Annotated in this window: 27 protein-coding genes and 2 pseudogenes; 27 read left to right on the plus strand and 2 right to left on the minus strand. The window is 40.3% G+C overall.

Annotation, left to right across the window (positions count from 1 at the left end):
* Nucleotides 1-365: 365 nt before the first annotated feature.
* The 5 genes from trmFO (at nucleotide 366) to codY (ending at nucleotide 5493) form a co-directional block, all read left to right on the plus strand.
* Nucleotides 366-1673: an FADH(2)-oxidizing methylenetetrahydrofolate--tRNA-(uracil(54)-C(5))-methyltransferase TrmFO gene (gene trmFO / locus JNUCC41_RS16930; RefSeq protein WP_063231875.1), complete on the plus strand. Its 1308-nt coding sequence runs from the start codon at nucleotides 366-368 to the stop codon at nucleotides 1671-1673.
* A 59-nt stretch (nucleotides 1674-1732) separates the two neighbouring features.
* Nucleotides 1733-2635, plus strand: coding sequence for a tyrosine recombinase XerC (gene xerC / locus JNUCC41_RS16935; protein WP_192204015.1), 903 nt, complete (start codon nucleotides 1733-1735; stop codon nucleotides 2633-2635).
* Between the two features lie 20 nt (nucleotides 2636-2655).
* The gene (hslV, locus tag JNUCC41_RS16940) at nucleotides 2656-3183 is read left to right on the plus strand and encodes an HslVU peptidase proteolytic subunit (protein WP_048684874.1); all 528 of its coding nucleotides are present in this window, start codon (nucleotides 2656-2658) and stop codon (nucleotides 3181-3183) included.
* A 12-nt stretch (nucleotides 3184-3195) separates the two neighbouring features.
* Nucleotides 3196-4605, plus strand: coding sequence for an ATP-dependent protease ATPase subunit HslU (gene hslU, locus JNUCC41_RS16945; RefSeq protein ID WP_192204016.1), 1410 nt, complete (start codon nucleotides 3196-3198; stop codon nucleotides 4603-4605).
* A gap of 108 nt (nucleotides 4606-4713) precedes the next feature.
* A complete protein-coding gene (codY, locus tag JNUCC41_RS16950; RefSeq protein ID WP_057278408.1) occupies nucleotides 4714-5493 on the plus strand; it encodes a GTP-sensing pleiotropic transcriptional regulator CodY in 780 nt (259 codons plus the stop codon).
* Here codY and JNUCC41_RS16955 read toward each other — a convergent pair.
* A pseudogene (locus JNUCC41_RS16955) lies at nucleotides 5470-5840 on the minus strand (transposase); the annotation flags it as partial. The gene codY and the pseudogene JNUCC41_RS16955 overlap by 24 nt on opposite strands.
* A 32-nt stretch (nucleotides 5841-5872) precedes the next feature.
* Nucleotides 5873-6077 (minus strand): annotated as a pseudogene (locus JNUCC41_RS26760) (transposase); the annotation flags it as partial.
* Nucleotides 6078-7148: 1071 nt separating this feature from the next.
* Between JNUCC41_RS26760 and flgB the strand changes: the two are divergent.
* The 22 genes from flgB (at nucleotide 7149) to fliR (ending at nucleotide 23634) form a co-directional block, all read left to right on the plus strand.
* Nucleotides 7149-7544 (plus strand): flagellar basal body rod protein FlgB, encoded by a 396-nt coding sequence (gene flgB, locus JNUCC41_RS16965; RefSeq protein ID WP_192204018.1) that lies wholly within the window; start codon nucleotides 7149-7151, stop codon nucleotides 7542-7544.
* The gene (gene flgC / locus JNUCC41_RS16970; RefSeq protein ID WP_192204019.1) at nucleotides 7544-8002 is read left to right on the plus strand and encodes a flagellar basal body rod protein FlgC; all 459 of its coding nucleotides are present in this window, start codon (nucleotides 7544-7546) and stop codon (nucleotides 8000-8002) included. The genes flgB and flgC overlap by 1 nt, the downstream gene beginning before the upstream one ends.
* A gap of 23 nt (nucleotides 8003-8025) precedes the next feature.
* Complete coding sequence (fliE, locus tag JNUCC41_RS16975; protein ID WP_192204020.1) at nucleotides 8026-8334, plus strand: flagellar hook-basal body complex protein FliE; 309 nt, start codon at nucleotides 8026-8028, stop codon at nucleotides 8332-8334.
* Nucleotides 8335-8425: 91 nt separating this feature from the next.
* Complete coding sequence (gene fliF, locus JNUCC41_RS16980; protein WP_192204021.1) at nucleotides 8426-10024, plus strand: flagellar basal-body MS-ring/collar protein FliF; 1599 nt, start codon at nucleotides 8426-8428, stop codon at nucleotides 10022-10024.
* A 13-nt stretch (nucleotides 10025-10037) separates the two neighbouring features.
* Nucleotides 10038-11057, plus strand: a complete 1020-nt coding sequence (gene fliG, locus JNUCC41_RS16985; protein WP_192204022.1) for a flagellar motor switch protein FliG — start codon at nucleotides 10038-10040, stop codon at nucleotides 11055-11057.
* Nucleotides 11041-11814: a flagellar assembly protein FliH gene (fliH, locus tag JNUCC41_RS16990; RefSeq protein ID WP_192204023.1), complete on the plus strand. Its 774-nt coding sequence runs from the start codon at nucleotides 11041-11043 to the stop codon at nucleotides 11812-11814. Before fliG ends, fliH begins: the two co-directional genes overlap by 17 nt.
* A gap of 2 nt (nucleotides 11815-11816) precedes the next feature.
* Complete coding sequence (fliI, locus tag JNUCC41_RS16995; RefSeq protein WP_192204024.1) at nucleotides 11817-13136, plus strand: flagellar protein export ATPase FliI; 1320 nt, start codon at nucleotides 11817-11819, stop codon at nucleotides 13134-13136.
* A gap of 2 nt (nucleotides 13137-13138) precedes the next feature.
* Nucleotides 13139-13585: a flagellar export protein FliJ gene (gene fliJ / locus JNUCC41_RS17000; RefSeq protein WP_192204025.1), complete on the plus strand. Its 447-nt coding sequence runs from the start codon at nucleotides 13139-13141 to the stop codon at nucleotides 13583-13585.
* Between the two features lie 4 nt (nucleotides 13586-13589).
* Nucleotides 13590-14207: a MotE family protein gene (locus JNUCC41_RS17005; protein ID WP_192204026.1), complete on the plus strand. Its 618-nt coding sequence runs from the start codon at nucleotides 13590-13592 to the stop codon at nucleotides 14205-14207.
* A gap of 25 nt (nucleotides 14208-14232) precedes the next feature.
* Complete coding sequence (locus tag JNUCC41_RS17010) at nucleotides 14233-15537, plus strand: flagellar hook-length control protein FliK (protein WP_192204027.1); 1305 nt, start codon at nucleotides 14233-14235, stop codon at nucleotides 15535-15537.
* 8 nt (nucleotides 15538-15545) lie between these two features.
* On the plus strand, nucleotides 15546-16181 hold the full coding sequence (flgD, locus tag JNUCC41_RS17015) for a flagellar hook assembly protein FlgD (protein WP_192204028.1): 636 nt from the start codon (nucleotides 15546-15548) through the stop codon (nucleotides 16179-16181).
* Between the two features lie 86 nt (nucleotides 16182-16267).
* Nucleotides 16268-16621 carry a TIGR02530 family flagellar biosynthesis protein gene (locus tag JNUCC41_RS17020; RefSeq protein ID WP_192204029.1) on the plus strand — a complete coding sequence of 118 codons (354 nt, stop codon included), beginning with the start codon at nucleotides 16268-16270 and terminating at the stop codon, nucleotides 16619-16621.
* A 19-nt stretch (nucleotides 16622-16640) separates the two neighbouring features.
* On the plus strand, nucleotides 16641-17906 hold the full coding sequence (locus JNUCC41_RS17025) for a flagellar hook protein FlgE (protein ID WP_192204030.1): 1266 nt from the start codon (nucleotides 16641-16643) through the stop codon (nucleotides 17904-17906).
* A gap of 48 nt (nucleotides 17907-17954) precedes the next feature.
* Nucleotides 17955-18170, plus strand: coding sequence for a flagellar FlbD family protein (locus JNUCC41_RS17030; protein ID WP_098371378.1), 216 nt, complete (start codon nucleotides 17955-17957; stop codon nucleotides 18168-18170).
* Nucleotides 18167-18595, plus strand: coding sequence for a flagellar basal body-associated protein FliL (fliL, locus tag JNUCC41_RS17035; protein WP_192204031.1), 429 nt, complete (start codon nucleotides 18167-18169; stop codon nucleotides 18593-18595). Before JNUCC41_RS17030 ends, fliL begins: the two co-directional genes overlap by 4 nt.
* Nucleotides 18596-18647: 52 nt before the next feature.
* Complete coding sequence (fliM, locus tag JNUCC41_RS17040) at nucleotides 18648-19646, plus strand: flagellar motor switch protein FliM (RefSeq protein WP_192204032.1); 999 nt, start codon at nucleotides 18648-18650, stop codon at nucleotides 19644-19646.
* The gene (gene fliY / locus JNUCC41_RS17045) at nucleotides 19636-20853 is read left to right on the plus strand and encodes a flagellar motor switch phosphatase FliY (RefSeq protein WP_192204033.1); all 1218 of its coding nucleotides are present in this window, start codon (nucleotides 19636-19638) and stop codon (nucleotides 20851-20853) included. Before fliM ends, fliY begins: the two co-directional genes overlap by 11 nt.
* A gap of 17 nt (nucleotides 20854-20870) precedes the next feature.
* Nucleotides 20871-21233: a chemotaxis protein CheY gene (locus JNUCC41_RS17050; RefSeq protein ID WP_063231856.1), complete on the plus strand. Its 363-nt coding sequence runs from the start codon at nucleotides 20871-20873 to the stop codon at nucleotides 21231-21233.
* A gap of 15 nt (nucleotides 21234-21248) precedes the next feature.
* Nucleotides 21249-21908 carry a flagellar biosynthetic protein FliO gene (locus tag JNUCC41_RS17055; RefSeq protein WP_192204034.1) on the plus strand — a complete coding sequence of 220 codons (660 nt, stop codon included), beginning with the start codon at nucleotides 21249-21251 and terminating at the stop codon, nucleotides 21906-21908.
* Nucleotides 21905-22570 carry a flagellar type III secretion system pore protein FliP gene (gene fliP / locus JNUCC41_RS17060; RefSeq protein ID WP_063231854.1) on the plus strand — a complete coding sequence of 222 codons (666 nt, stop codon included), beginning with the start codon at nucleotides 21905-21907 and terminating at the stop codon, nucleotides 22568-22570. Before JNUCC41_RS17055 ends, fliP begins: the two co-directional genes overlap by 4 nt.
* Before the next feature lie 14 nt (nucleotides 22571-22584).
* Nucleotides 22585-22854: a flagellar biosynthesis protein FliQ gene (gene fliQ / locus JNUCC41_RS17065; RefSeq protein WP_101224658.1), complete on the plus strand. Its 270-nt coding sequence runs from the start codon at nucleotides 22585-22587 to the stop codon at nucleotides 22852-22854.
* Between the two features lie 3 nt (nucleotides 22855-22857).
* Nucleotides 22858-23634, plus strand: a complete 777-nt coding sequence (gene fliR, locus JNUCC41_RS17070; RefSeq protein WP_192204035.1) for a flagellar biosynthetic protein FliR — start codon at nucleotides 22858-22860, stop codon at nucleotides 23632-23634.

A 23634-nucleotide genomic window follows, 5' to 3' on the forward strand; every position in this document is an offset into this window, starting at 1 on the left:
ACTCGGCATCTGCCGAGTTTCTTTATGTTCAGGAAAGTATGATATCATAATAATATGTGAATTCGGTTCCAAGAAGAAAATGGATAAAGCTTGAAACTTTTTTATTTAGGCCATGTGATGTAAAATTCAGTGGACAAGTACATTCTTTTAAAGATATAATTCCTATTTGTGTCCGTTACCCTTTTTAGAAAAGATGGATTGCAGGAAGAATGCCGGCTTGAGGCATGTGCTTTAAAATTATCGTTAGCAGGAATGAGTATTTCGGGTATAAATACATAGATATCGTTAAAAATGAAACGTTAATAAAAGCAGTTTTAATGATAAATGATCCTGTCTTATCATATCTATACATGGAGGTTCGAAAAATGAAAGAAACAAAAGTAAGTGTAATCGGTGCTGGGCTTGCTGGAAGTGAAGCGGCGTGGCAGTTAGCTAAAAGAGGAATTAAAGTCGATCTATATGAAATGCGCCCTGTAAAACAAACGCCAGCCCATCATACCGATAAATTCGCTGAACTTGTTTGTTCCAATTCACTTCGGGCAAATACTTTAACAAATGCAGTTGGTGTTTTAAAAGAAGAAATGCGTATTCTGGATTCGGTTATCATGTCGGCAGCAGATGCTTGTGCTGTACCGGCTGGCGGTGCTTTAGCTGTTGATCGACATGAATTTGCCGGTCTTGTTACGGAAAGGGTTAAAAATCATCCAAATGTGACGGTAATTAATGAAGAAGTGACGGAAATTCCGGAAGGTCCTACCGTCATTGCAACCGGTCCGCTTACAAGTCAGTCGCTATCTGACAGTTTAAAGCAAATCATGGATGAAGAATACTTGTACTTCTATGATGCCGCCGCACCAATTCTTGAAAAAGACAGCATAAACATGGATAAAGTATATTTGAAATCCCGTTATGACAAAGGGGAAGCAGCTTATTTGAACTGTCCGATGACGGAAGAAGAGTTTGACCGCTTTTATGAAGCATTGATCGCTGCAGAAACAGTACCACTTAAAGAATTCGAAAAGGAAATCTTTTTTGAAGGCTGCATGCCAATTGAAGTGATGGCATCACGTGGGAAGAAAACGATGTTATTTGGTCCATTGAAGCCTGTTGGATTAGAAGATCCAAAAACGGGAAAACGTCCTTTTGCTGTAGTTCAATTGCGTCAAGATGATGCGGCAGGAACACTTTATAATATTGTTGGTTTTCAGACACATTTGAAATGGGGGCCGCAAAAAGAAGTGTTGCAGCTCATACCTGGATTGGAAAATGCGGAAATTGTGCGTTATGGAGTCATGCATCGAAACACATTCATAAACTCACCTAATGTATTGAAACCTACGTATCAATTCAAGAATCGGGATGATTTATTCTTTGCCGGTCAAATGACTGGTGTCGAAGGGTATGTAGAATCTGCTGCATCAGGACTTGTTGCAGGTATCAATGCTGCAAGGATCGTCCAAGGATTGGAGCCTATCATATTCCCTGCGGAGACGACGATGGGCAGCATGGCAAGGTACATAACTTCGACGAATGGTAAGAGCTTCCAACCGATGAATGCCAACTTTGGATTGCTTCCAGACCTGGAAGTGAGAATCAAATCGAAAAAAGAGCGGAACGAAACGCATGCTAAACGCGCTTTGGACACAATTCAGAACTTTGTGAAAAATTTGTAAAATATTTGCCTGCTGTTTTAAAGTATGATACTATTTATTAGCCTTTGCGAGGTGTTTCCATGATTAATCAAAAAAAGGCATTATCATCCTTCATCGAATATTTACAGATTGAAAAAAACAGTTCACAATACACCATTGAAAATTATAAACGTGATATTCACGAATTTTTTCTGTTCCTTAATGAACAGGGCATTGAGGATATCACGTCCGTTGAATATTTGGATGTCCGGTTATATTTAACGAATTTATATGAGAAAAACCTTTCTAAGCGCACTGTAGCAAGAAAAACTTCTTGCTTGCGGAGCCTTTATAGATTTTTACTACGTGAAGGTGATGTGAAGGATAACCCTTTTTCTTTGGCTTCTTTACCTAAAAAGGATCAAAGACTGCCACGTTTTCTTTATGAGAAGGAAATGAATCAGTTGTTTTCTACTTTAAAGAAAGATTCACCGATAGGAATAAGGAACAATGCCTTACTGGAATTATTGTATGCTACAGGAATTCGTGTAAGTGAATGTTGTGAGATTAAACTGCAGGATATCGACCTTTCCTTAGGGACGGTACTGATCCATGGAAAAGGAAAAAAGGATCGCTACGTTCCGGTTGGCAGTTATGCACAGGAAGCGATAGATTTATACATACGTACAGCCAGGATGGAATTGACTTCGTCTGACGCCAAGGCGCATGTTTATTTATTTGTTAATTTTCGTGGAGACCCTCTGACACCTAGGGGAGTTCGCTATATATTGAATGAATTGATAAAAAAGTCAGCCGCAGATGGAAGTCTTCATCCCCATATGCTAAGGCATTCGTTTGCTACACACCTATTGAATAATGGGGCGGACATTCGCACGGTTCAGGAATTGCTTGGTCATTCCAAAATTTCATCAACGCAAGTGTATACGCATGTTACAAAAGACCAATTGAAAAAAGTCTACAATGCATCACATCCGCGGCCTTAAATGTTGAAAGGGGACACTTTATGACAACGATATTTGCAGTGCATCATAAAGGTGAATGTGCCATGTCCGGTGATGGGCAGGTTACTTTAGGAAATTCAGTAGTGATGAAGCATACGGCGAGGAAAGTAAGGAAAATCTTTAATGGTAATGTCCTGGCAGGTTTTGCAGGTTCCGTTGCAGATGCATTCACCTTATTTGAGATGTTCGAAGCTAAACTTGAAGAGTATAATGGCAATCTTCAGCGCGCTGCCGTCGAAATGGCAAAGCAATGGAGAAGTGACAATGTATTGAGAAAACTGGAAGCCATGCTGGTTGTGATGGATAAGAACCACTTACTGCTCGTTTCTGGCACCGGGGAAGTAATTGAACCGGATGACGGGATTCTCGCCATAGGATCGGGTGGGAATTATGCCCTGGCTGCCGGCAGGGCATTAATGAGGTTTTCCAGTGACCATTTATCGGCAAAGGAAATCGCTCAATCATCTTTACAAATTGCAGCGGAAATTTGTGTATTTACGAATACGAATATAATCGTGGAAGAGTTGTAAGGAGGAGCGCAAATGTCAAAAAAAGCTAATTTAACACCGAGGCAAATCGTTGAAAAACTGGATCAGTATATCGTAGGGCAGCGTGAGGCAAAACGGGCAGTGGCAGTGGCTCTTCGGAATCGCTACCGACGTTCCCTTCTTTCGGATCAACTTCGTGATGAAGTCGTTCCGAAGAATATATTAATGATTGGACCGACAGGCGTTGGGAAAACAGAAATAGCTCGGAGAATGGCTAAATTGGTAGGTGCTCCTTTTGTAAAAGTTGAAGCAACGAAATTTACGGAAGTCGGGTATGTCGGCCGGGATGTTGAGTCGATGGTTCGTGATTTGGTGGAGACTTCCGTCCGCCTCGTGAAGGAAGAAAAGATGGCCAGCGTAAAGGAGCGGGCAGAAGAAAATGCAAATCGCCGCTTAATAGAACTTTTAGTGCCATCAACAAAAAAACAGAGTAATTTCAAGAATCCTCTTGAAGTCTTTTTTGGAGGCAATAACAATCAAGACGAACAGGATTCGGAAGAAAATTCCGAAGATTTAAGTTTGCAGGAAAAAAGAAAAATCGTCGCTGAAAAGCTGGCTAATGGTGAGTTAGAAAGTGAAATGATAACGGTCGAAGTGGAAGAACAGACTGCTTCGATGTTTGATATGCTCCAAGGTTCGGGAATGGAACAAATGGGGATGAACATGCAGGACGCTTTAGGAAGCTTGATGCCGAAAAAAAGCAAGAAGCGAAAATTGAAAGTAAGTGAAGCAAGAACCGTTTTAACAAATGAAGAAGCGGCAAAATTGATTGATATGGATGAAGTCACTTCCGATGCATTATACGGGGCTGAGCAAAATGGGATTATTTTCATCGATGAAATAGACAAAATTGCCAGTAAGCAATCAGGAAGTTCATCAGCGGATGTCTCAAGAGAGGGTGTCCAAAGGGATATCCTGCCAATCGTTGAAGGTTCGACAGTAGTGACTAAATATGGTTCAGTTAAAACGGATCATGTCTTATTCATTGCTGCAGGGGCCTTTCACATGGCTAAGCCATCCGATCTTATCCCTGAATTACAAGGTAGATTTCCAATTCGTGTAGAATTGAACAAACTGACTGTAGACGACTTTGTACGGATTCTTCATGAACCGGATAATGCTTTGTTAAAACAATATGTTGCTTTATTAGAAACTGAAGGTATAGAAATTGAATTTTCTGACGATGCTGTTCGTAAGATAGCTGAAGTGGCCTTCGAAGTAAATCAAAATACAGACAATATTGGTGCAAGAAGACTTCATACCATTTTGGAACGGTTGCTTGAAGACTTATCTTTTGAAGCTCCGGAAATAACGATGGAGAAGATTACAATTACGCCCCAATATGTCGAAGGTAAGCTTGGTTCTATCGCCCGGAACAAAGATTTAAGCCAGTTTATCCTTTAATTAAGAAACAATCTTGGCAATGATTTGCCTATGCAATAAACATAAAATTACGGAAATACAACTTCATAGTTATTGTGAACCATGGTATTTTTAGGAGGAACAAATCAAATGAACTTATTAGCAAAAACAAGAAAAATCAATGCAATGCTACAAAAAGCAGCAGGTAAAGCAGTTAACTTCAAGGAAATGGCTGAAAGTTTAAGTGAAGTTATCGAAGCGAATGTATTCGTCGTCAGCCGCCGCGGGAAATTACTTGGCATCGCGGTAAGTCAGCAAATTGAAAACGAACGCATGTACAAAATGTTGGAAGATAAACAATTCCCTGAAGAGTACACAAAAAACCTCTTCAATATTCCTGAAACCTCTTCTAATCTTGATATCGAAAGCGAATATACTGCTTTCCCAGTCGAAAACAAAGAGCTTTTCGCAACTGGATTAACAACGATCGTACCGATTATGGGCGGCGGAGAACGTTTAGGAACATTGGTCCTTGCGCGATTACAAGAAAAATTTCATGATGATGATTTAATTTTGGCTGAATATGGTGCGACTGTAGTCGGCATGGAAATCCTGCGTGAAAAATCAGAAGAGATAGAAGAAGAAGCTCGTAGTAAAGCTGTCGTTCAAATGGCAATTTCCTCGTTATCTTACAGCGAATTGGAAGCGATTGAGCACATTTTTGAGGAGCTTAAAGGTAATGAAGGTCTGCTTGTAGCATCCAAAATTGCAGACCGTGTCGGCATCACCCGTTCCGTTATCGTAAATGCCCTACGGAAACTGGAAAGTGCCGGAGTCATTGAATCCCGCTCACTAGGAATGAAAGGTACTTATATCAAAGTATTGAACGATAAATTCCTTCTTGAATTAGAAAAGCTTAAAAATAATTAACATACAAAAAAGGCAGTCCTTTAAAAAGGGCTGCCTTTTGATTTTTCGCCTAAAGTTATTTGGACCTTGCCATTTCCAATTGGCCATCTTCTTTAAATTTATGGCAGCGAAAGTAAGTATCGCCTGCATCGACAATTTTTTATGTCTAAAGTAGTCCCACGTATACCATGCTTTTTTCTTTTGCATCTGCGAATACACGCTCAATCGTTTCTTTACGTTTCGCATATATAGGTTTTACAGCTTGATGATGACGCAGGTGATCTGCTTCTTCCACATTTTTGCCAGAAATGCCGTGTCACCACTTTTAGATAGTCTTGGCTTTCTGTACACCGTGAGTAAAATGAGCACGTGACACTTTATCAAGGAAACCATAGCCTTAGAACCAACGGTAAGCCATATTTGTTTCAACTTCTTCAATTGTTTTACGCATTGAACGAAAACCGAAGGTATATTGAATGAAAGTCAATTTGACTAATATAACTGGATCAATACTTGGGCGTCCTATCTCTGTAATACAACTCTTTCACTAACTCATAAATGAAAGTGAAGTCAAATGCACCCTCAATTTTACAAACCAAATGGTTGCAGCCACTAGTTGATCTAAAGTATTTAGAAAGCATCCTCTTCACCTCAAGTTTTATTAATACTATTTTTAAAACAATAAAGACTTTAGGAAAAAGGGTTCTATCTATAACAAAGTTGATTGGAACGGAAGGTACGAGACTCCTGCTTAGAAAAGCGAGTCCAGGGGTGACCCCACAGGCGCAAAGGCGTCGAGGAGGCTCATTGGACTCATTGGACCGCCCGCGGAAAGAAGTGCCCTACGTTCCAATCAACGTTCAAATTGCACAACCCCGAAAAGAAACTGTAGACAAATTCGGTTTTCATCGAGTTTGTCTACAGTCTGGGCAGTCCTTTAAAAAGGCTGCTTTTTTTTGTGGTATTTGAATCTGTTGCTTTCTGGGACTAATCAGCAAAAGGAGGTGAACGTCAGGGGAGAGATAGGAAAAAGAGGTCATTCGAATTAAATGTAAATGTGAATATAGGCTTGTTTTCTATTAGAATTGAGAAAATAGTTAAATTTTTCTTTAAAAGGGTAATTATATTATTATAACTGTTGTAATAGGGAAAAAGAACGTGGTTGTACCTTTTTTTGATTTTTAAAACCCTATGGATTACGATTTTCAACCATTAAGGGATTTTGTCGAATGAATCAGCGCTTTGAAAAAACGTTTTTTTTTCAAAAAAAGAAAAAAGGCAGTAATCCTTTGTTTTCTTATGAATCCTTTATTTTAAAGGGTGAAATCAACTAAATTTGAGATAATTAATTGAAAGTAAATGTGAAAATTAGTTCTAAAGTATCAGGTATATGGATTTGTTTTTCGTTATGATATAAAAGCTAATGGATGGAAAATTTGGTTAATATGTAGAAAATCATATTAAAATGTAATATTACGTAATATTAATCCTGTAATCATACTAATAATCACAACAAAATTATTCAATTTGTGACAATTTTCGACGATAATAGGTCTAAAGTCCATGTGTTGTTTATGGACATAGTTATAATGTTTCTTTAAAATTAAAACGTAAATGCACTGGGTTAATTTATTGATATTGTAATTAAATGTTAGTTATAGAAAGAGGTAATCGATGTGGAGTTATTTTCAAATACTTTTCAATCACTAGAAAATGCCCTTAATTATTCTAATGTAAAACAAAAAGTCATTTCACAGAACATAGCCAATTCGGATACACCTAATTATAAAGCTAAAGAGGTCGACAAAACACAATCCTTTAAGACAGAGCTGGAATCTTCCCTGGATTCATATCGTACCGATGAACGACATTTCCCCTTCAAATCAGAGGGGAGTCATGCTTCTCAAATCGTGACGCAGAAAAATGTCCGATATAACAATAATGGAAATAGCGTGGACGTTGATAAGGAAATGACGGAGCTTGCTGCCAATCAGATTTATTATAATGCAGTAACCGACAGGCTTTCGGGTAAGTTTCAATCATTGCAGAATGTAATTAGAGGAGGTAAGTGATGGGAATCTTCCAAAGTATAAACATCACCGGATCCAGCCTGACGAGTCAAAGGCTAAGGATGGATGTAATCTCTGCTAATATGGCTAATGCCGATACGACCAGGGCGGAATATGACGCCGAATCTAAAAAATGGAAGCCGTACACAAGAAAATCGGTTGTGCTGCAAAGTAAGGAAAACGGTTTTTCAAGTTTCTTGAACGCAGCATCCCAAAAAACGAGCGAGGTAGGGAATGGTGTGAAGGTGACTGGAATAGTTAAAGATAAAACACCTTTTGAACTGGATTATAATCCAGATCATCCTGATGCCAATGAAGATGGTTATGTTGAAATGCCAAATGTCGACCCGCTTCGGGAAATGGTTGATTTAATGAGTGTCACACGTTCATACGAAGCAAATGTGACAGTTTTAAATGCATCAAAGGGAATGATGATGAAAGCTTTGGAAATTGGAAAATAAAAGTTTGAAAGGGGATTGTTGATATGGAGGGGATTTCTCTTTCTGCAATGAACAATGTAAGCAATGTGCAGAAAAAAGATCAAAGCAATACTAATACACCATACGGAGCACAGCAAAATTTTGCGTCGGTATTAAAAGAATCAATGAATAAAGTTAACGAAGCACAAGTGGCATCTGATGACCTTACTACCAAATTGGTTAATGGAGAGGATGTTGAGCTTCACTCGGTGATGATAGCTTCACAAAAAGCCAGCATTACCATGCAGGCTACATTAGAGGTTCGGAATAAGGTTGTGGAAGCCTACCAGGAAATGATGAGAATGAGTATATAGCATTCATTTTTTAACCTCATTATATAGAGAAAAATGACCAGGGGGAAAAAATCCCCCAATCATAAATTCATAGACTGACCGGGGGATTTAAATGAATGATGTACTAGTGAATTTTAAAAACAAAATAACTGCTTATTGGACGGGCCGCAGTAAAAAACAGAAATTCATGATGATTGGTTCAGCAGCATTAATAATCATCATCATTACGGCAGTTTCAATTTTAACCACGCGTACGACGCTGGTGCCCTTATATTCCAACTTAACTCCATCAGAAACGGGTAGCATTAAAGAGAATTTAGACAGTCAAGGGATTACAAATGAAGTTTCTGAAAATGGTACGACCATAAAAGTTCCTGAAGAAAGACTTGATTCACTTAAAGTGGAACTGGCAGCTGAAGGAATTCCGGAATCAGGCAATATCGACTATTCCTTTTTTAGTCAAAGTGCTGGTATTGGAATGACTGAAAATGAATTCAATGTCATTAAACTGGACTCGATGCAAACGGAATTGGCCAGTTTAATAAAAAAGATTGATGGAGTAGAAGATGCCAGTGTAATGATCACTCTTCCTGATAAAGGAGTTTTTGTCAGTGATTCAACTGGGGAAGCGTCAGCATCCATCGTATTGAATACGAAGCCAGGTTATAAATTTGAAGAAAGTCAAATCAATTCCCTTTATCATTTGGTTTCAAAAAGTGTTCCGAATCTCCCTACTGATAATATCGTCATAATGAACCAAGAGTTTGAGTACTTCGATCTTGAAAATGAAAATACTTCTTTCGCGTCGGCATTCGCCACACAAAATGAAATAAAAAAGGAAATAGAACGTGATATTCAAAGACAGGTGCAAAATATGCTTGGAACGTTAATGGGGAGAGACAAAGTGGTTGTTTCAGTCACGACAGACATTGATTTCACTCAAGAAAACCGGGAAGAGAATTTAGTTGAACCGGTCGATGAAGAAAATATGGCTGGAATTGAGATTTCTGCGCAAAGGATCAATGAATCGTATAGTGGGGATGCAGCAGGTGCAGGAGGCGTGCCGCAAAGTGAGGATTCCTCAGATTCATTGGGATCCAAATACGCTGAAGGTACAAACGGATCCGGTGATTATGAAAAAGTGGATGAAACGATAAATAGTGAAGTGAACCGAATCAAGAAGGAAATAGTCGAAAGCCCATATAAGGTTAAAGATTTAGGTATCCAGGTCATGGTCGAACCGCCCACCGCTGATGATCCGAATTCTTTATCTCAACAGAGTGTGGAGGATATTACACAAATCCTTGGTACGATAATACGCACGACAATCGAGAAAAAAGCTGAAGGTGAAGAACTGACGGACGAGGAGCTTAATAATAAAATTGCGATTTCCGTTCAGCCGTTTAACGGAAAAATGACGTTGCAAAAAGGCGAAACGAATCCTTCGTTACCAATATGGGCATACATCGTAGGCGGAGTGCTAATACTTGCCATTATCATTCTCTTAATCTTGTTCCTCAGATCCCGAAAGCAAGCTGAAATGGAAGAGGAGTACGTGGTTGAAGAGGAAGAAGTCGTATTCGATGTTCCGGATTTGAATGAAGAGAAGGAAACGGAAGCATCTTTAAAAAGAAAACAACTGGAAAAACTTGCGAAAGAAAAGCCGGATGAATTTGCAAAATTATTAAGAAGCTGGATAGCGGAAGACTAGGAGGCTTTTGAAAGTGACAGATAGAAAAAAAAAGGCCGGATTGACTGGCAAACAGAAAGCTGCCATCCTCCTTATTTCTTTAGGCCCGGATGTTTCTGCATCCGTATATAAGCATCTTTCTGAAGAGGAAATTGAGAGATTGACCCTTGAAATTTCGGGAGTGAGAAAAGTGGACTCCCATGATAAAGAAGCAATTCTGGAAGAATTCCATAATATTGCTTTAGCACAGGATTACATCTCGCAGGGCGGGATAGGTTATGCAAAGCAGGTACTTGAAAAGGCATTAGGTACTGATCAGGCAACCGCCATCATTAACCGTTTAACATCATCCTTGCAGGTTCGGCCATTCGACTTTGCACGAAAGGCAGACCCTGGACAAATCCTGAACTTCATCCAGAACGAGCATCCGCAGACCATTGCATTGATCTTGTCATATCTTGATCCCACACAGGCTGGACAAATATTGTCTGAACTTCCGCAAGAGGTGCAGGCGGATATTGCAAGAAGGATTGCTTTAATGGATAGCACTTCTCCGGAAATCATCAATGAAGTGGAGCAAATACTCGAAAGAAAACTTTCTGCGACTGTAACCCAAGATTATACACAGACAGGTGGAGTGGAAGCTGTTGTAGATGTGTTGAATGGTGTTGACCGCTCAACGGAAAGAACGATTTTGGATGCACTTGAAATTCAAGATCCGGAGCTTGCAGAGGAAATCAAGAAACGAATGTTTGTTTTTGAAGATATCGTGACCCTTGATGGCAGAGCGATTCAGCGAGTAGTCAGGGAATCTGATAACGAAGATCTTAAACTTTCTCTTAAAGTGGCTAGTGATGAAGTGAAGGAAATCGTTTTCCGAAACATGTCAAAACGTATGGTTGAAACCTTCCAGGAAGAAATGGAATATATGGGGCCGGTTCGATTGCGTGATGTAGAAGAAGCACAATCAAGAATTGTTGCCGTCATTAGACGTCTGGAGGAAACTGGGGATATCGTGATTGCCCGCGGCGGAGGGGATGATATCATTGTCTAGGATTATCAAATCCCAGCAGGCTAACCAGGAGAAAAGCAAGAAGATCGTAATAAAAGTTCGCCCTTTCGACTTTCTTCAAAATGATGATGCAGATGAGCGGAAAAAACTTCATTATATTCAATCTGATGAATTGCTCAATGATGCTAAACAGGAAGCGGAAACGATATTGCGCGAAGCTAAACAAAAAGCCCAAGCAATTGCTGCTGAAATCCAGCAAGACCGAGAACAATGGGAGAATCAAGAAAAATCAATGTTTATTGAACAAGCTCAAAAAGAAGGGTATCAGCAGGGAGTCGAAAATGGGATCCAAAAGGGTTATAACGAGATTGCAGCGGAAATAGCCTTCGCAAAAGAAGTGGTGGAGTCCTCTAAAAAAGATTATCGGCACAATATCGAGTCATCTGAAACCGTTATTTTGAATCTTGCCCTGAAGGTGGCAGAGAAAATTATCGGGCAACAGCTTGAAAAAGATGAAGAGTCTTTTTTATCCATCGTCAAAAGAGCCATCAAAGAGGTGAGGGATTACCGTGAAGTGCAATTGCATATCCATCCGATCCAATATCAATCGATTCTTTCTCACAAAGATGAGTTGATGGCAATCTTTCCGAAAGATACTGAGTTGTATATCTTTCCGGATGATGAGCTTGAAATAGGCAGCTGTATCATCGAATCCGAAAACGGAAGGATGGACGCGAGTGTCGACAGCCAGCTGCAGGAAATAAAAGTGAAACTAACTGAATTGCTGGAAGGGGAGTAAAGATGAAAACTAGAGACCTATTGACCTTAGTTGATGAAGTTGATCCATTCAAACACTATGGACGGGTCAAACGTGTCGTGGGGTTAATGATAGAATCTCAAGGCCCTGAAAGCTCTGTTGGTGATGTTTGTTATATCTATACGGGTATACAAAAAAAGAAAAATCGAATCTTAGCTGAAGTTGTCGGTTTCCGTGATGAAATGGTTATTTTAATGCCATTTACAGCAGTTAGTGATATTGCACCGGGTTGTATCGTGGAAGGGAGAGGAAGGAGCCTTGAGATAAAGGTGGGAAGCGGGCTAATTGGCAAAGTAGTCGATCCATTGGGACATCCCATTGATGACTCAATGCTTCCAAAAGGTCTCGCGACAATTTCTGTGGATCAAGATCCGCCGAATCCGATGAAACGCCCCCCCATTAATGAACCGATAGATGTAGGAGTTCGGGTGATTGATAGTTTATTAACAGTTGGAAAAGGACAGCGTGTTGGTATCTTTGCAGGGAGCGGCGTCGGGAAAAGCACGTTGCTTGGTATGGTGGCAAGGAATACGACGGCTGACTTAAACGTAATCGGTCTTATTGGTGAACGTGGCCGTGAAGTTCGAGAATTCATTGAGAAAGATCTTGGACCAGAAGGGCTGTCACGATCAATCGTTGTAGTGGCCACATCTGACCAGCCAGCGTTGATGAGGATAAAGGGGGCTTTGACGGCAACTGCCATTGCGGAATATTTTCGTGATAAGGGATTGAATGTGATGCTGATGATGGATTCGGTCACGAGGGTTGCGATGGCCCAGAGGGAAATTGGGCTTGCTATCGGGGAACCGCCGACGACCAAAGGATATACGCCATCCGTTTTTGCCATCCTTCCAAGGTTACTCGAAAGAACGGGAACAAATCAGTTGGGGACCATAACGGCTTTTTATACGGTACTAGTCGACGGTGATGATATGAATGAACCGATTGCTGATGCAGTCAGGGGGATTTTGGATGGTCACTTCATACTAGACCGTAACTTGGCCAATAAAGGACAGTTTCCAGCGCTCAATGTATTAAAGAGCATTAGTCGTGTCATGAACAATATTGTTGGTGACAAGCATAAAAACGCCGCAGAAAAATTGCGGGCAAGTTTATCAACCTATATGGAGTCGGAAGATTTGATTAATATAGGAGCTTATAAGAAGGGTTCTTCTAAACAAATTGATAACTCGATTACACGCTATCCGGAAATCATTTCATTTTTGAAACAAGGAACCCATGAAAAAGCTTCCAAAGATAATAGTATCAACGCCCTTGTCGAATTGATGGAGAAAGGTGATTAATAATGATTTATCAATATAAATTCGAGAAGATCCTGACCATCAAAGAAAAAGAAAAGACCGATGCACTAGCTAAATATAATGCTGCTTTAAAAAAATTTGAAGAAGTGGCAGAAAAGTTATATAAGCTTTTAAAGAAAAAAGAAGAGTTGCTAGAGTTTCAACAGGAAAAGCTGCGAAATGGATTATCCGTTCAGGAAATTCGCCATCATCAGTTATTTATGGACAACTTGGAAAAACTCTTAGGCCACTGTCAACAGGAAGTCATTGAAGCGCGATACAAGATGAATAATCAACGGGATATATTAATGGAAAGAAATATCGAGGTTAAAAAGTACGAAAAAATGAAAGAAAATGGTTCTCTTAAATTCCTCGATGTCATTAAAGAAGCTGAGAACAAACAAATGGATGAAATATCTATCCGGCAATTCTTAAGCAAAGGCGTAAGGTGATGGAATGCGTAAAAAAAGTGAATCTAATGGATCGGAAGAATTGGTAGAAAGAAAGATAAGTAAGTTTCAATGGTTTCTTGTCATCTTCATTCCATTAATCTTTGCGGTAACTGTAGCGTTGATCGTTTTTACAGTTGCAGGGGTGAATGTAGTGGAAAAGGCAAAGGAAATGTCTTCGAAAATACCCTTCATTGAATGGGATCAAAAGGATGAAGAGAAGGGGAAACCTGCCAAGAATGATGAGAAAGTTTCCATGAAACTCGAAAAATTAGAAACCGAGATTGAAAACAAGGAAAAAGAGATAGAAAAGCTTGAGGGCATCATTGATTCACGTGATAAGGCCATTGCAAAGGCAGAAGCGGAAAAACAGCAGCTTCAAACAGAAAAGAATCAACTTAGGGATAGTCAGAATAATAGTAAACAAGCGTTTAAAGATATAATCCGCACTTATGAAACGATGGCTCCTAAGAAGGCTGCACCTATCATTATGGAAATGACTGATGAAGATGCAGTGGAGATTCTCTCAAGTATGAAGGCTGCCACTTTAGCTAAGGTTTTGGAGCAAATGACAACGGCTGATGCTGCAAGGTTAACGAAGAAACTAACGGAACAAAGTTCTTAAGTGGAAAGAGTGAGGAGGTGAATATATGAATTCAGCAATTAATTCTTTCCTTCCCTTGGCATCATTAGGTCTAAAGGTACCAGTTAAGCCAAATCAGCAAACTGATTCAGGGTTTGGTTCAGTCCTACAATCAGCCATTGGGACAGAACCTCCCATTCCATCGGATATAGGCGCCCTTACTGAAAGACGAATGTCTGTAATAAAGGATCTACTTGGTTTTTTGAAACTTGAAAGGCTAAGTGAAACAGGGGAAGAGAGTGCAGCCGTTGCCCCTTCTGTAAACCAACAAGACAACGACCTTATTTTACAGGTCCTAAAAAATGTAGCCGGAAATGATGAGGGTGCTCTTGATGATTTCCTTGGGAGCATCGAGGATCTGGATTTAGAACAAGGAGTGGACGACGACTTCAGCCTGAATCCACAAAGTTTGTTATCAGCCAATGTCATGGATCTGTATACCATCCTGAAAAAAATTACTGTTTTAAGCGAAGAAAAATGGCATGACCCCTCATTATCCGGTGTGGTGAATCTTTTGAAACTGGTGAAAACTCATGATCTTCTCTCGGAAAATAAGGATATGACCCAAGATGAAGCGGCCATCCAGAAACAATTGAAACACCTGCTTGAAGGGTTGACGGGAAAGTTGGAGAGATGGCTGTCCAATCAGTCAAAAGCAGAACCTGATCAATCCAACGCTCTGGGGAAAGGGCAAACTCATACAATGGAAACATTGAAAAGTGCATTCTCGCAATTATCCGGGAGCGACAAGGTAAATAAAGATGGGACAGTCAGCAGCGGTGTTACTTTGCAAAGTTCGGATGGTGGTAAACATCAAGGGACTGGTATGCCTTTTTTCATGACAAAACTGGAGCAATTCGTCTTGGCAGCTCCCAAGGGTGAGCAAACTGTCAGTCAAGAGGAGTTTATTAAACAATTTGAAAATATTTTGAGTAAGGCGAACTTTAACGGAACCAACGGTGTAAATAAACTTTTAATCAGATTGACTCCTGAACATTTAGGGTCCTTAAGAATCGAGTTGATTCAAAAGGATGGTATGCTGTCAGCCAAGATTATGGCTTCTACTGCTCAGGCCAAAGATATGCTGGAGAATCAGATTCACGGCTTAAAACAAGCCTTTAGCGGACAAAACATTCAAATTGAAAGAATTGAAATATCACAGGCCTTCAATGCTTTTAACTCTGAGAAATTCAGCCATAAAGATGCGGATGAACATAATGAACAACAGGAGAGTAAGGAAGAAAGCAATGAGGAAACGGAAAGCGAGTTTACGGGATCCCTTGCCGATGCTCTGTTAAATCTTGAAGTGTAGGTGAAAAAATGACGACCATCGATACGTCACTATTATTATCAAATTCTCAAACTGAAAACAGAAAAAACGGGGATGCATTGGGAAAGGATGATTTCTTGAAATTGTTGCTTACCCAGCTTCAAAATCAAGATCCGTCAAGTCCGATGGACAATACGGAATTCATCGCCCAAATGGCCACTTTTTCTTCCCTGGAACAGATGATGAATATGGGAGCCCAAATGGAAGAAATAATCGGGATCAATCAACAAAATAGTTTAATGAACTATAACTCTTTTGTCGGTAAGGAAGTCACTTGGCACAAATTGGATGAAGGCGATGATGAGCTTGCGATAGAAGAAGGGACAGGCATCGTTAAATCGATTCAATATAAGGGTGATGGTGTTTATTTTCTTTTAGAAGATGGCACAAAGCTTGAACCCGCAAATATTTCAGCAATGAAACAACCAAGTTCGACGTCGAATAGTCTGACGGCGGCAAGTGAATTAATAGGCAAGCGTGTTTCCTGGAAGGACGATAAAAATGGTGAGTCGTCTGCTGTCGTAATTTCGGTATCCATGAGTAATGGCAAGCTGGAAATTGAAGTGGATGATGAAAACAACACCAAGTTAACATCAGAGCAATTGATGAAGATCGCTAAAGCTTAAGGGATGGAAATATCAATGAACTTGGTTTTCAAGCAAATTCCGCTCAGCTTTTGCCACAAACAAGATTACTGTTAAGGCAAAAGCGGATGATCCAAAGCGACTTTCGACAGCCTTTTCAAATTGCTGTCTCCACAAATGAAAAATTGAGCATTAGTAAACATGCTCAATTGCGGATGAGTCAACGGAATTTAGAAATAGCACCAAAAACCTGGAACAAAATAGCTGATAAAGTCAATGAGGCCAAAAAGATGGGTGTAACTGAATTTCTTATCATTATTGATAATGAGGCACTCATAGTAAGCACGAAAAACAACAAGGTCATTACGGTCATGGACAGGGATGTAGCAACATCACAAATCTTCACGAACATCAATGGAACCATAATAGGCTGGACCTGGAATAGGAAGCCTGGACTGTGGAATGACGGAAGCAGTCGATAAATGAAAGGGGAGTTTTCACATGCTTCGTTCAATGTATTCGGGAATAAGCGGATTAAAAAACTTACAAACAAAATTGGATGTAATCGGTAATAACGTCGCCAATGTCAATACATATGGTTTCAAAAAAAGCCGTGTGACATTCAGCGATGCGATGAACCAAACGGTATCTGGTGCAAGTGCAGCAACAGCCAATAAAGGCGGAACCAATTCTAAACAAATTGGATTGGGCTCCACGATAGCTACAATCGATACGATCCATACACAGTCAAGCCTGCAAACCACCGGCCGCGATCTTGATTTAGGAATATCTGGTGATGGCTATTTTGTCGTCAAGCAAGGCGATTCACTTTCATATACACGTGCAGGAAACTTTTATCTGGATGATAACGGTACACTTGTCAACGCGAATGGATTGAAAGTACAGGCTTACAAGGTTGATGCAAACGGTAAACGATCAAAAACGATTGGCGACGTTGCTGTTAACGTCAATGCGATTTTACCTGCCATTGCCACTACTAAAATATCAGTAAGTGGAAATCTAGCTGCTGACGCAATTGATGGTACCGTATTTAGCCAGCAAATGAAAGTTGTGGATGAAAACGGAAAAGAACAAACGGCTACTATCTATTTTCAAAAAAACGGTGATGATAAATGGGAGCTTTTTGATGAAGAACCTGCTGCTTTGGGGGATACATCAACAACTAAACCAAAACCGTTCACTTCTGTGAAATTCGATGCAAATGGTCAGGTAGTGGCAGCCGATAAAACCCAGGCAGGACAAACGATTAACATTTCAAGCGGCAAAGAGGATGACTCGGATACAACAGTTGATGAAAGCGTGCAAAAAGTTAAGTTGGATTTTGACTTCTCCAACCTTACTCAAGTTAAAGGTTCCACTACAGCTCTTGTCAATCCAGATGGTAATAAAGAAGGAAAACTGGAAAGCTTCAATATTGGCGCATCAGGGGAAATAAATGGCGTTTATTCCAACGGTCTGATAACAACCTTAGGCCAACTGGCCGTCGCCAAGTTCTCCAATGCATCAGGCTTGACGAAAACGGGTGGTAACACTTTTCAGGAATCAATCAATTCAGGTACGGCAAACATCAATATCGCAGGTGAGGGGCGTGGAGTGATTGCATCAGGTTCATTGGAAATGTCCAATGTGGATTTATCCGAAGAGTTTACTGAAATGATCGTTGCACAACGTGGTTTCCAGTCGAATTCCAGAATCATCACGACGTCGGATGAAATTTTACAGGAATTAGTTAACTTAAAACGATAAGTTAAGGGAGGGAGGAGCCAGGTGCTTGTGCTTTGGCTCCTAAATATCATTATCAAAGTCACAAGGCTCAATGGAAAATGCTTTCATATCAATGCATTGTACATAGACACAGTCGAGTCATTGCCAGATACGACCATTACTTTTACAAATGGTAAGAAAATCGTTGTGCTAGAGAAGGAAGAAGAACTGGTTGGAGCTATTATACAATTTTACCGTACCGTCAATATTCTCGGTTTGCGTAAGGATGTGGAGGAAAGTTCATGAAAAAAAATCTAATGACTATTATGTTGATTATACTCGTGGCTATAACGCTTGTAGGTGTCATAGCAGTCGTGGTTGTGACAAAGTTATCTGATCCCACATCTGCCGAAGGTAAACCTAGCATTGACGAAATTGTCAAATCATCAGTTGAGATTCCTGAAATCACTACGAATCTTGCCGGCAATGATTATATCAAAATCTCTTTTATGGTCCAAACAGAAAACAAAAAAGCGAAAGAAGAGTTGGAAAAAAGAAATTTCCAAGTGAAAAATATAATTATAACCGAACTATCTGAAATGAAAGCGGAAGAGTTAACCGGTAAAAAAGGTAAGGAAAAGCTTCAAGAAACTTTGAAGACCAGAATGAATGAATTAATGGAAGAAGGAAAAGTTGAAAAGGTTTATATTACTTCCTCGATTCTGCAATAAGAACATCCTTGCTTCATTAAATAAGAAGGGGAAGCTTTGGAGGTGAGTGTTAATGTCCGGGGAAATATTATCGCAAAATGAAATAGATGCACTGTTATCGGCCATTTCCACAGGTGAAATGGATGCAGATGATTTAAAAAAAGAAGAAGTAGAAAAAAGAGTGAAAGTTTACGACTTTAAAAGGGCGCTTCGGTTTTCAAAGGACCAAATCCGCAGTTTGACTAGAATACACGAGAACTTTGCGAGGCTGCTGACCACATACTTTTCTGCTCAACTTAGAACATATGTCCAAATATCCGTTGCTTCGGCAGATCAAATACCATACGAAGAGTTTATCCGATCAGTTCCAAAAATGACCATCATGAATGTTTTTGAGGTACCGCCCTTGGATGGCCGAATCATTCTTGAGGTCAACCCGAATATCGCCTATTCCATGATGGATCGTGTTTTGGGCGGGCGGGGCATAAGCGTGAATAAGGTAGATAGTTTAACCGAAATAGAAACGAAAATCATGTCGAATTTATTCGAGAAGGCTTTTGAAAATTTACAGGAGGCTTGGGGAACGATTGTTGAAATCGAACCGGTAATGACAGAGTTCGAGGTGAATCCACAATTTCTGCAACTCGTTTCACCCAACGATACTGTTGTGGTCATTTCCTTAAATACACAGATTGGCGAAACGAGCGGAATGATTAATGTTTGCATCCCTCACGTCGTATTGGAACCGATCATACCAAAGTTATCCGCTCATTATTGGATGGAAAATTCCCAAAAGGAAAAAATTCCAGAGGAAATCATGATTTTGGAAAAGCGTATCCGAAACGCAGATCTTCCCATTATTTCCGAACTTGGTTCTACGGATATCACCATTCAGGACTTTTTGCTGCTTGATGTTGGCGATGTCATCGATTTGAATAAGGCAATCGATGAACCTTTGACGATTACAATTGGGGGGATCCCAAAATTCAGTGGGCAGCCAGGAAAAGTAGGAAAAAAACATGCTATCCAGATTCTTGATATTTTGAAAGGGGGAGACGAAGATGGTAAGTGATGGAATGCTTTCACAAGACGAGATAGATGCCCTTTTAAAAGGTACAAGTGATATTGAGGATGAGGTGTTCCCTCTCTCGATTGACGATTATTTATCAATGATGGAACTCGACGCCCTCGGTGAAATTGGTAATATCTCCTTCGGAAGTTCGGCCACTGCCCTATCCACTTTATTGAATCAGAAAGTTGATATCACCACCCCGACGGTTTCTTTAATTGAAAGGGGACAGATCGCGGAAGAATTCCCGCATCCGTATGTAGCGATTCAAGTGCAATATACAGAAGGTTTTTCAGGTATAAATATGCTGGTCATCAAGCAAAGCGATGCTGCTATCATTGCAGATTTGATGCTTGGAGGAGATGGGGAGAATCCTTCTGACCTGCTTGGGGAAATACAATTGAGTGCTGTTCAGGAAGCAATGAATCAAATGATGGGTTCTGCGGCGACATCCATGTCGACCATTTTCAGTAAAAAAGTGGATATTTCTCCACCTAGCATAGACTTACTAAATTTTTTAAACGGTGTAGGTGAAAATGCGATACCTGACGAGGATTTATTTGCAAAAATCTCGTTCCGCCTCCGTGTCGGCAACTTAATTGATTCCAGTATTATGCAATTGTTGCCATTAGAGTTTGCTAAAGGTTTAGTTTCTGAATTATTAAATGGGACGAGCGAAAGCCTGCCTACCGATATTAATACGCAACAAGTACTAAGTGATCCAGTACCAAACATTCCAAATCAGGAGCCTGCATCATTCCAGGACACCAGGTCAGATCGATCGGCAAATGAAATTTATGGACAAGGCGGTCACCAAACCCAACCTGCGAACCAAATGCCGAATGTTCCGCAACATTTTGGAGTTCCATCCGTACCAACAGGACAGCCGGTAAATGTTCAGCCTGCCAGTTTCACTAGTTTTCAGCCTTATCAGCTTCAGGAGTCTGAAACGAAAAACCTCAGCATGCTGATGGATATCCCTTTGCAAGTAACTGTGGAGCTTGGAAGAACGAAACGCTCCGTAAAGGATATTTTGGAGCTGTCATCCGGATCGATCATTGAATTGGATAAATTAGCAGGAGAGCCAGTGGATATTTTGGTAAACAGCCGCTTGATAGCGAAAGGTGAGGTAGTGGTGATTGATGAAAACTTTGGGGTACGTGTTACGGATATCATGAGTCAAAGTGAACGATTAAATAAAATAAGATAATTTGGGGGACGAGAATAATGGCTAATAGAATTTTAATTGTGGACGATGCAGCATTTATGAGAATGATGATAAAGGATATCCTTTCTAAAAATGGTTTTGAAATAGTCGGGGAAGCAGCAGATGGCGCCCAAGCTGTGGAAAAATATAAAGAAACCCATCCGGATCTTGTTACGATGGATATTACCATGCCTGAAATGGATGGGATTACAGCGTTAAAGGAAATTAAAAAGGTAAACCCTCAGGCCAAGGTCATTATGTGTTCTGCGATGGGGCAGCAAGCCATGGTCATTGATGCGATCCAGGCGGGTGCAAAAGACTTCATCGTGAAGCCATTCCAGGCAGACCGGGTATTGGAAGCAATAAATAAAGCATTAAGTTAAGAGGGTGTCTTCATATTGTTTTTAATAAAAAAATGGCTTCAGGTCTCACTGTTGATAGCAGTATTCTTCTCTGGGGCCATACAGGCCCATGCGGAAGACCTTGATAAAACAGTGAAGGATGTTTATGAGCAGCCAGATGATTTAAAGGTGGATAAAGATGAATCAATAGACTCGAAATCTACCGGACAGACTTCTAATCCTGATAAAGTGGGGATAACCGTTTGGGAGTTTCTGAGGATGATATTTGCTACTATTTTTGTTGTGGCCCTTCTATATACCCTATTGAAATTCATCAATAAAAAAAATAAATCGTATCAAAAGGCAAATTCAGTGGAGAATTTAGGCGGTACGGGCCTTGGGGCAAATCGTTCAGTCCAGCTTGTTAAAGTAGGCGGGCGAATATTGGTGATCGGGGTTGGCGAAAACATTCAGCTCTTGAAAGAAATAGATGATCCCGAGGAATATGAACAGCTTTTGAAAGATCACAACGATAAGATCGATCAAATGATCCAGCCTGGGGAATTTGCCATGAAGTTGAAAAATAAGTGGTCGAAGAAAAGCGAATCCGGAACTGCCAGTATCTCTGCAGAGTTCAAAAATCAACTTGATCAAATGTCCGATAGCAGGAAAAGGCTGTTAAATGAGCTTGGTAGGAAAGGAAGAGACAATGAATGAATGAGTTCATGGAGTTTTTTAATAACAGTGATCCCACTAATGTCTCTACTTCCGTAAAACTTGTTCTCCTAATGACTGTCTTATCGCTGGCACCAAGCATATTAATCTTGATGACCTGTTTTACAAGAATCATCATTGTCCTGAGCTTTGTGAGAACATCGCTAGCTACCCAGCAGATGCCGCCGAACCAGGTACTGGTCGGCCTGGCACTTTTCATGACATTCTTCATAATGGCACCGACTTTTCAGGAAGTGAATGAAAAGGCATTAACCCCGTTATTTAATGAAGAGATAGATTTAGAAGAGGCATATGTTCAGGCCTCGATACCATTTAAGGAATTCATGAGTGCCCATACAAGGCAAAAGGATCTGGCGTTATTCTTGGAGTATGCCAAGGTGGATAAGCCGGAAACGATACAGGACATACCCTTGACTGCCTTTGTACCAGCTTTTGCTATCAGTGAAATCAAAACGGCTTTTCAAATAGGTTTTATGATTTTCATACCATTTCTGGTTATCGATATGGTCGTTGCCAGTGTCCTGATGTCAATGGGGATGATGATGTTGCCGCCAGTCATGATTTCCCTGCCATTTAAAATCCTCCTTTTCATTCTTGTTGACGGATGGTATTTAGTAGTGAAGTCTTTATTACAGAGTTTTTAAGCAGGTGAGAAAAAATGAGTGCAGATTTTGTTATTGATATAGCAGAAAAAGGAATTTATATGGTATTGATTATCGCTGGCCCATTGATGGTCATCGCTCTTATAGTAGGACTGCTAGTAAGCATCTTTCAGGCGACTACACAGATTCAGGAACAAACCTTGGCATTTGTTCCAAAAATCGTGGCAGTCTTATTGGGACTCATTTTATTGGCTCCATGGATGCTGAGCCACCTATTATCATACGCAAATGAAATATTCGGTAATCTGAATCGATTTGTAGGGTAGGACATGGAGGAACTATTTCCGCACTTTCCCGCCTTTTTATTAATTGTGGTACGGGTCACTACGTTTTTCGTGGCCATGCCGATTTTTTCTTACCGTTCAATACCGGTACAACATCGGGTAGGGCTTGGGATCTTCCTTGCCTGGATCATGTACTATACCATTGATGCCCCGGTTCTGGTATTGGATGTCACATTTTATTTATTGATCATAAAGGAAGCGCTGGTTGGGCTTTTCATCGGGTTTGCCGCTTATATGATTTTATCAGCCGTTCAAATCGCTGGAGGATTGATTGATTTTCAAATGGGTTTTTCAATTGCGAATGTCATCGATCCCCAAACGGGGGCGCAAAGCCCGCTGATGGGACAATACCTATATACAATCGCTTTATTATTTCTATTGAGTACGAACGGCCACCATTTGCTTTTGGATGGAATATTTTATAGTTACCAGTTCATCCCGATTGACCAATTATTTGTACCATTCGGAGATCAAACACTAATAGAATATTTGGCCAAAGCTTTCAGCAAAGCTTTCATGATTGCTTTTCAAATGTCCATACCTGTAGTGGGAAGTATTTTCTTAGTGGATGTCACGTTAGGGATCCTTGCCAGGACGGTCCCTCAATTAAATGTGTTCGTTGTCGGGATCCCAGTGAAAATCATTGCCGGCTTAGCGGTTATCATACTGGTAATGGGGATGATGATGACAGTTGTAACACAACTCTTCAATTTCTTGCTTTTGACCATGCGTCAACTAATGCAGTTGATTGGAGGCGTTTGA

The organism is Brevibacillus sp. JNUCC-41, from assembly GCF_014844095.1.
Classification (GTDB): Bacteria; Bacillota; Bacilli; order Bacillales; family DSM-1321; genus Peribacillus; species Peribacillus aracenensis.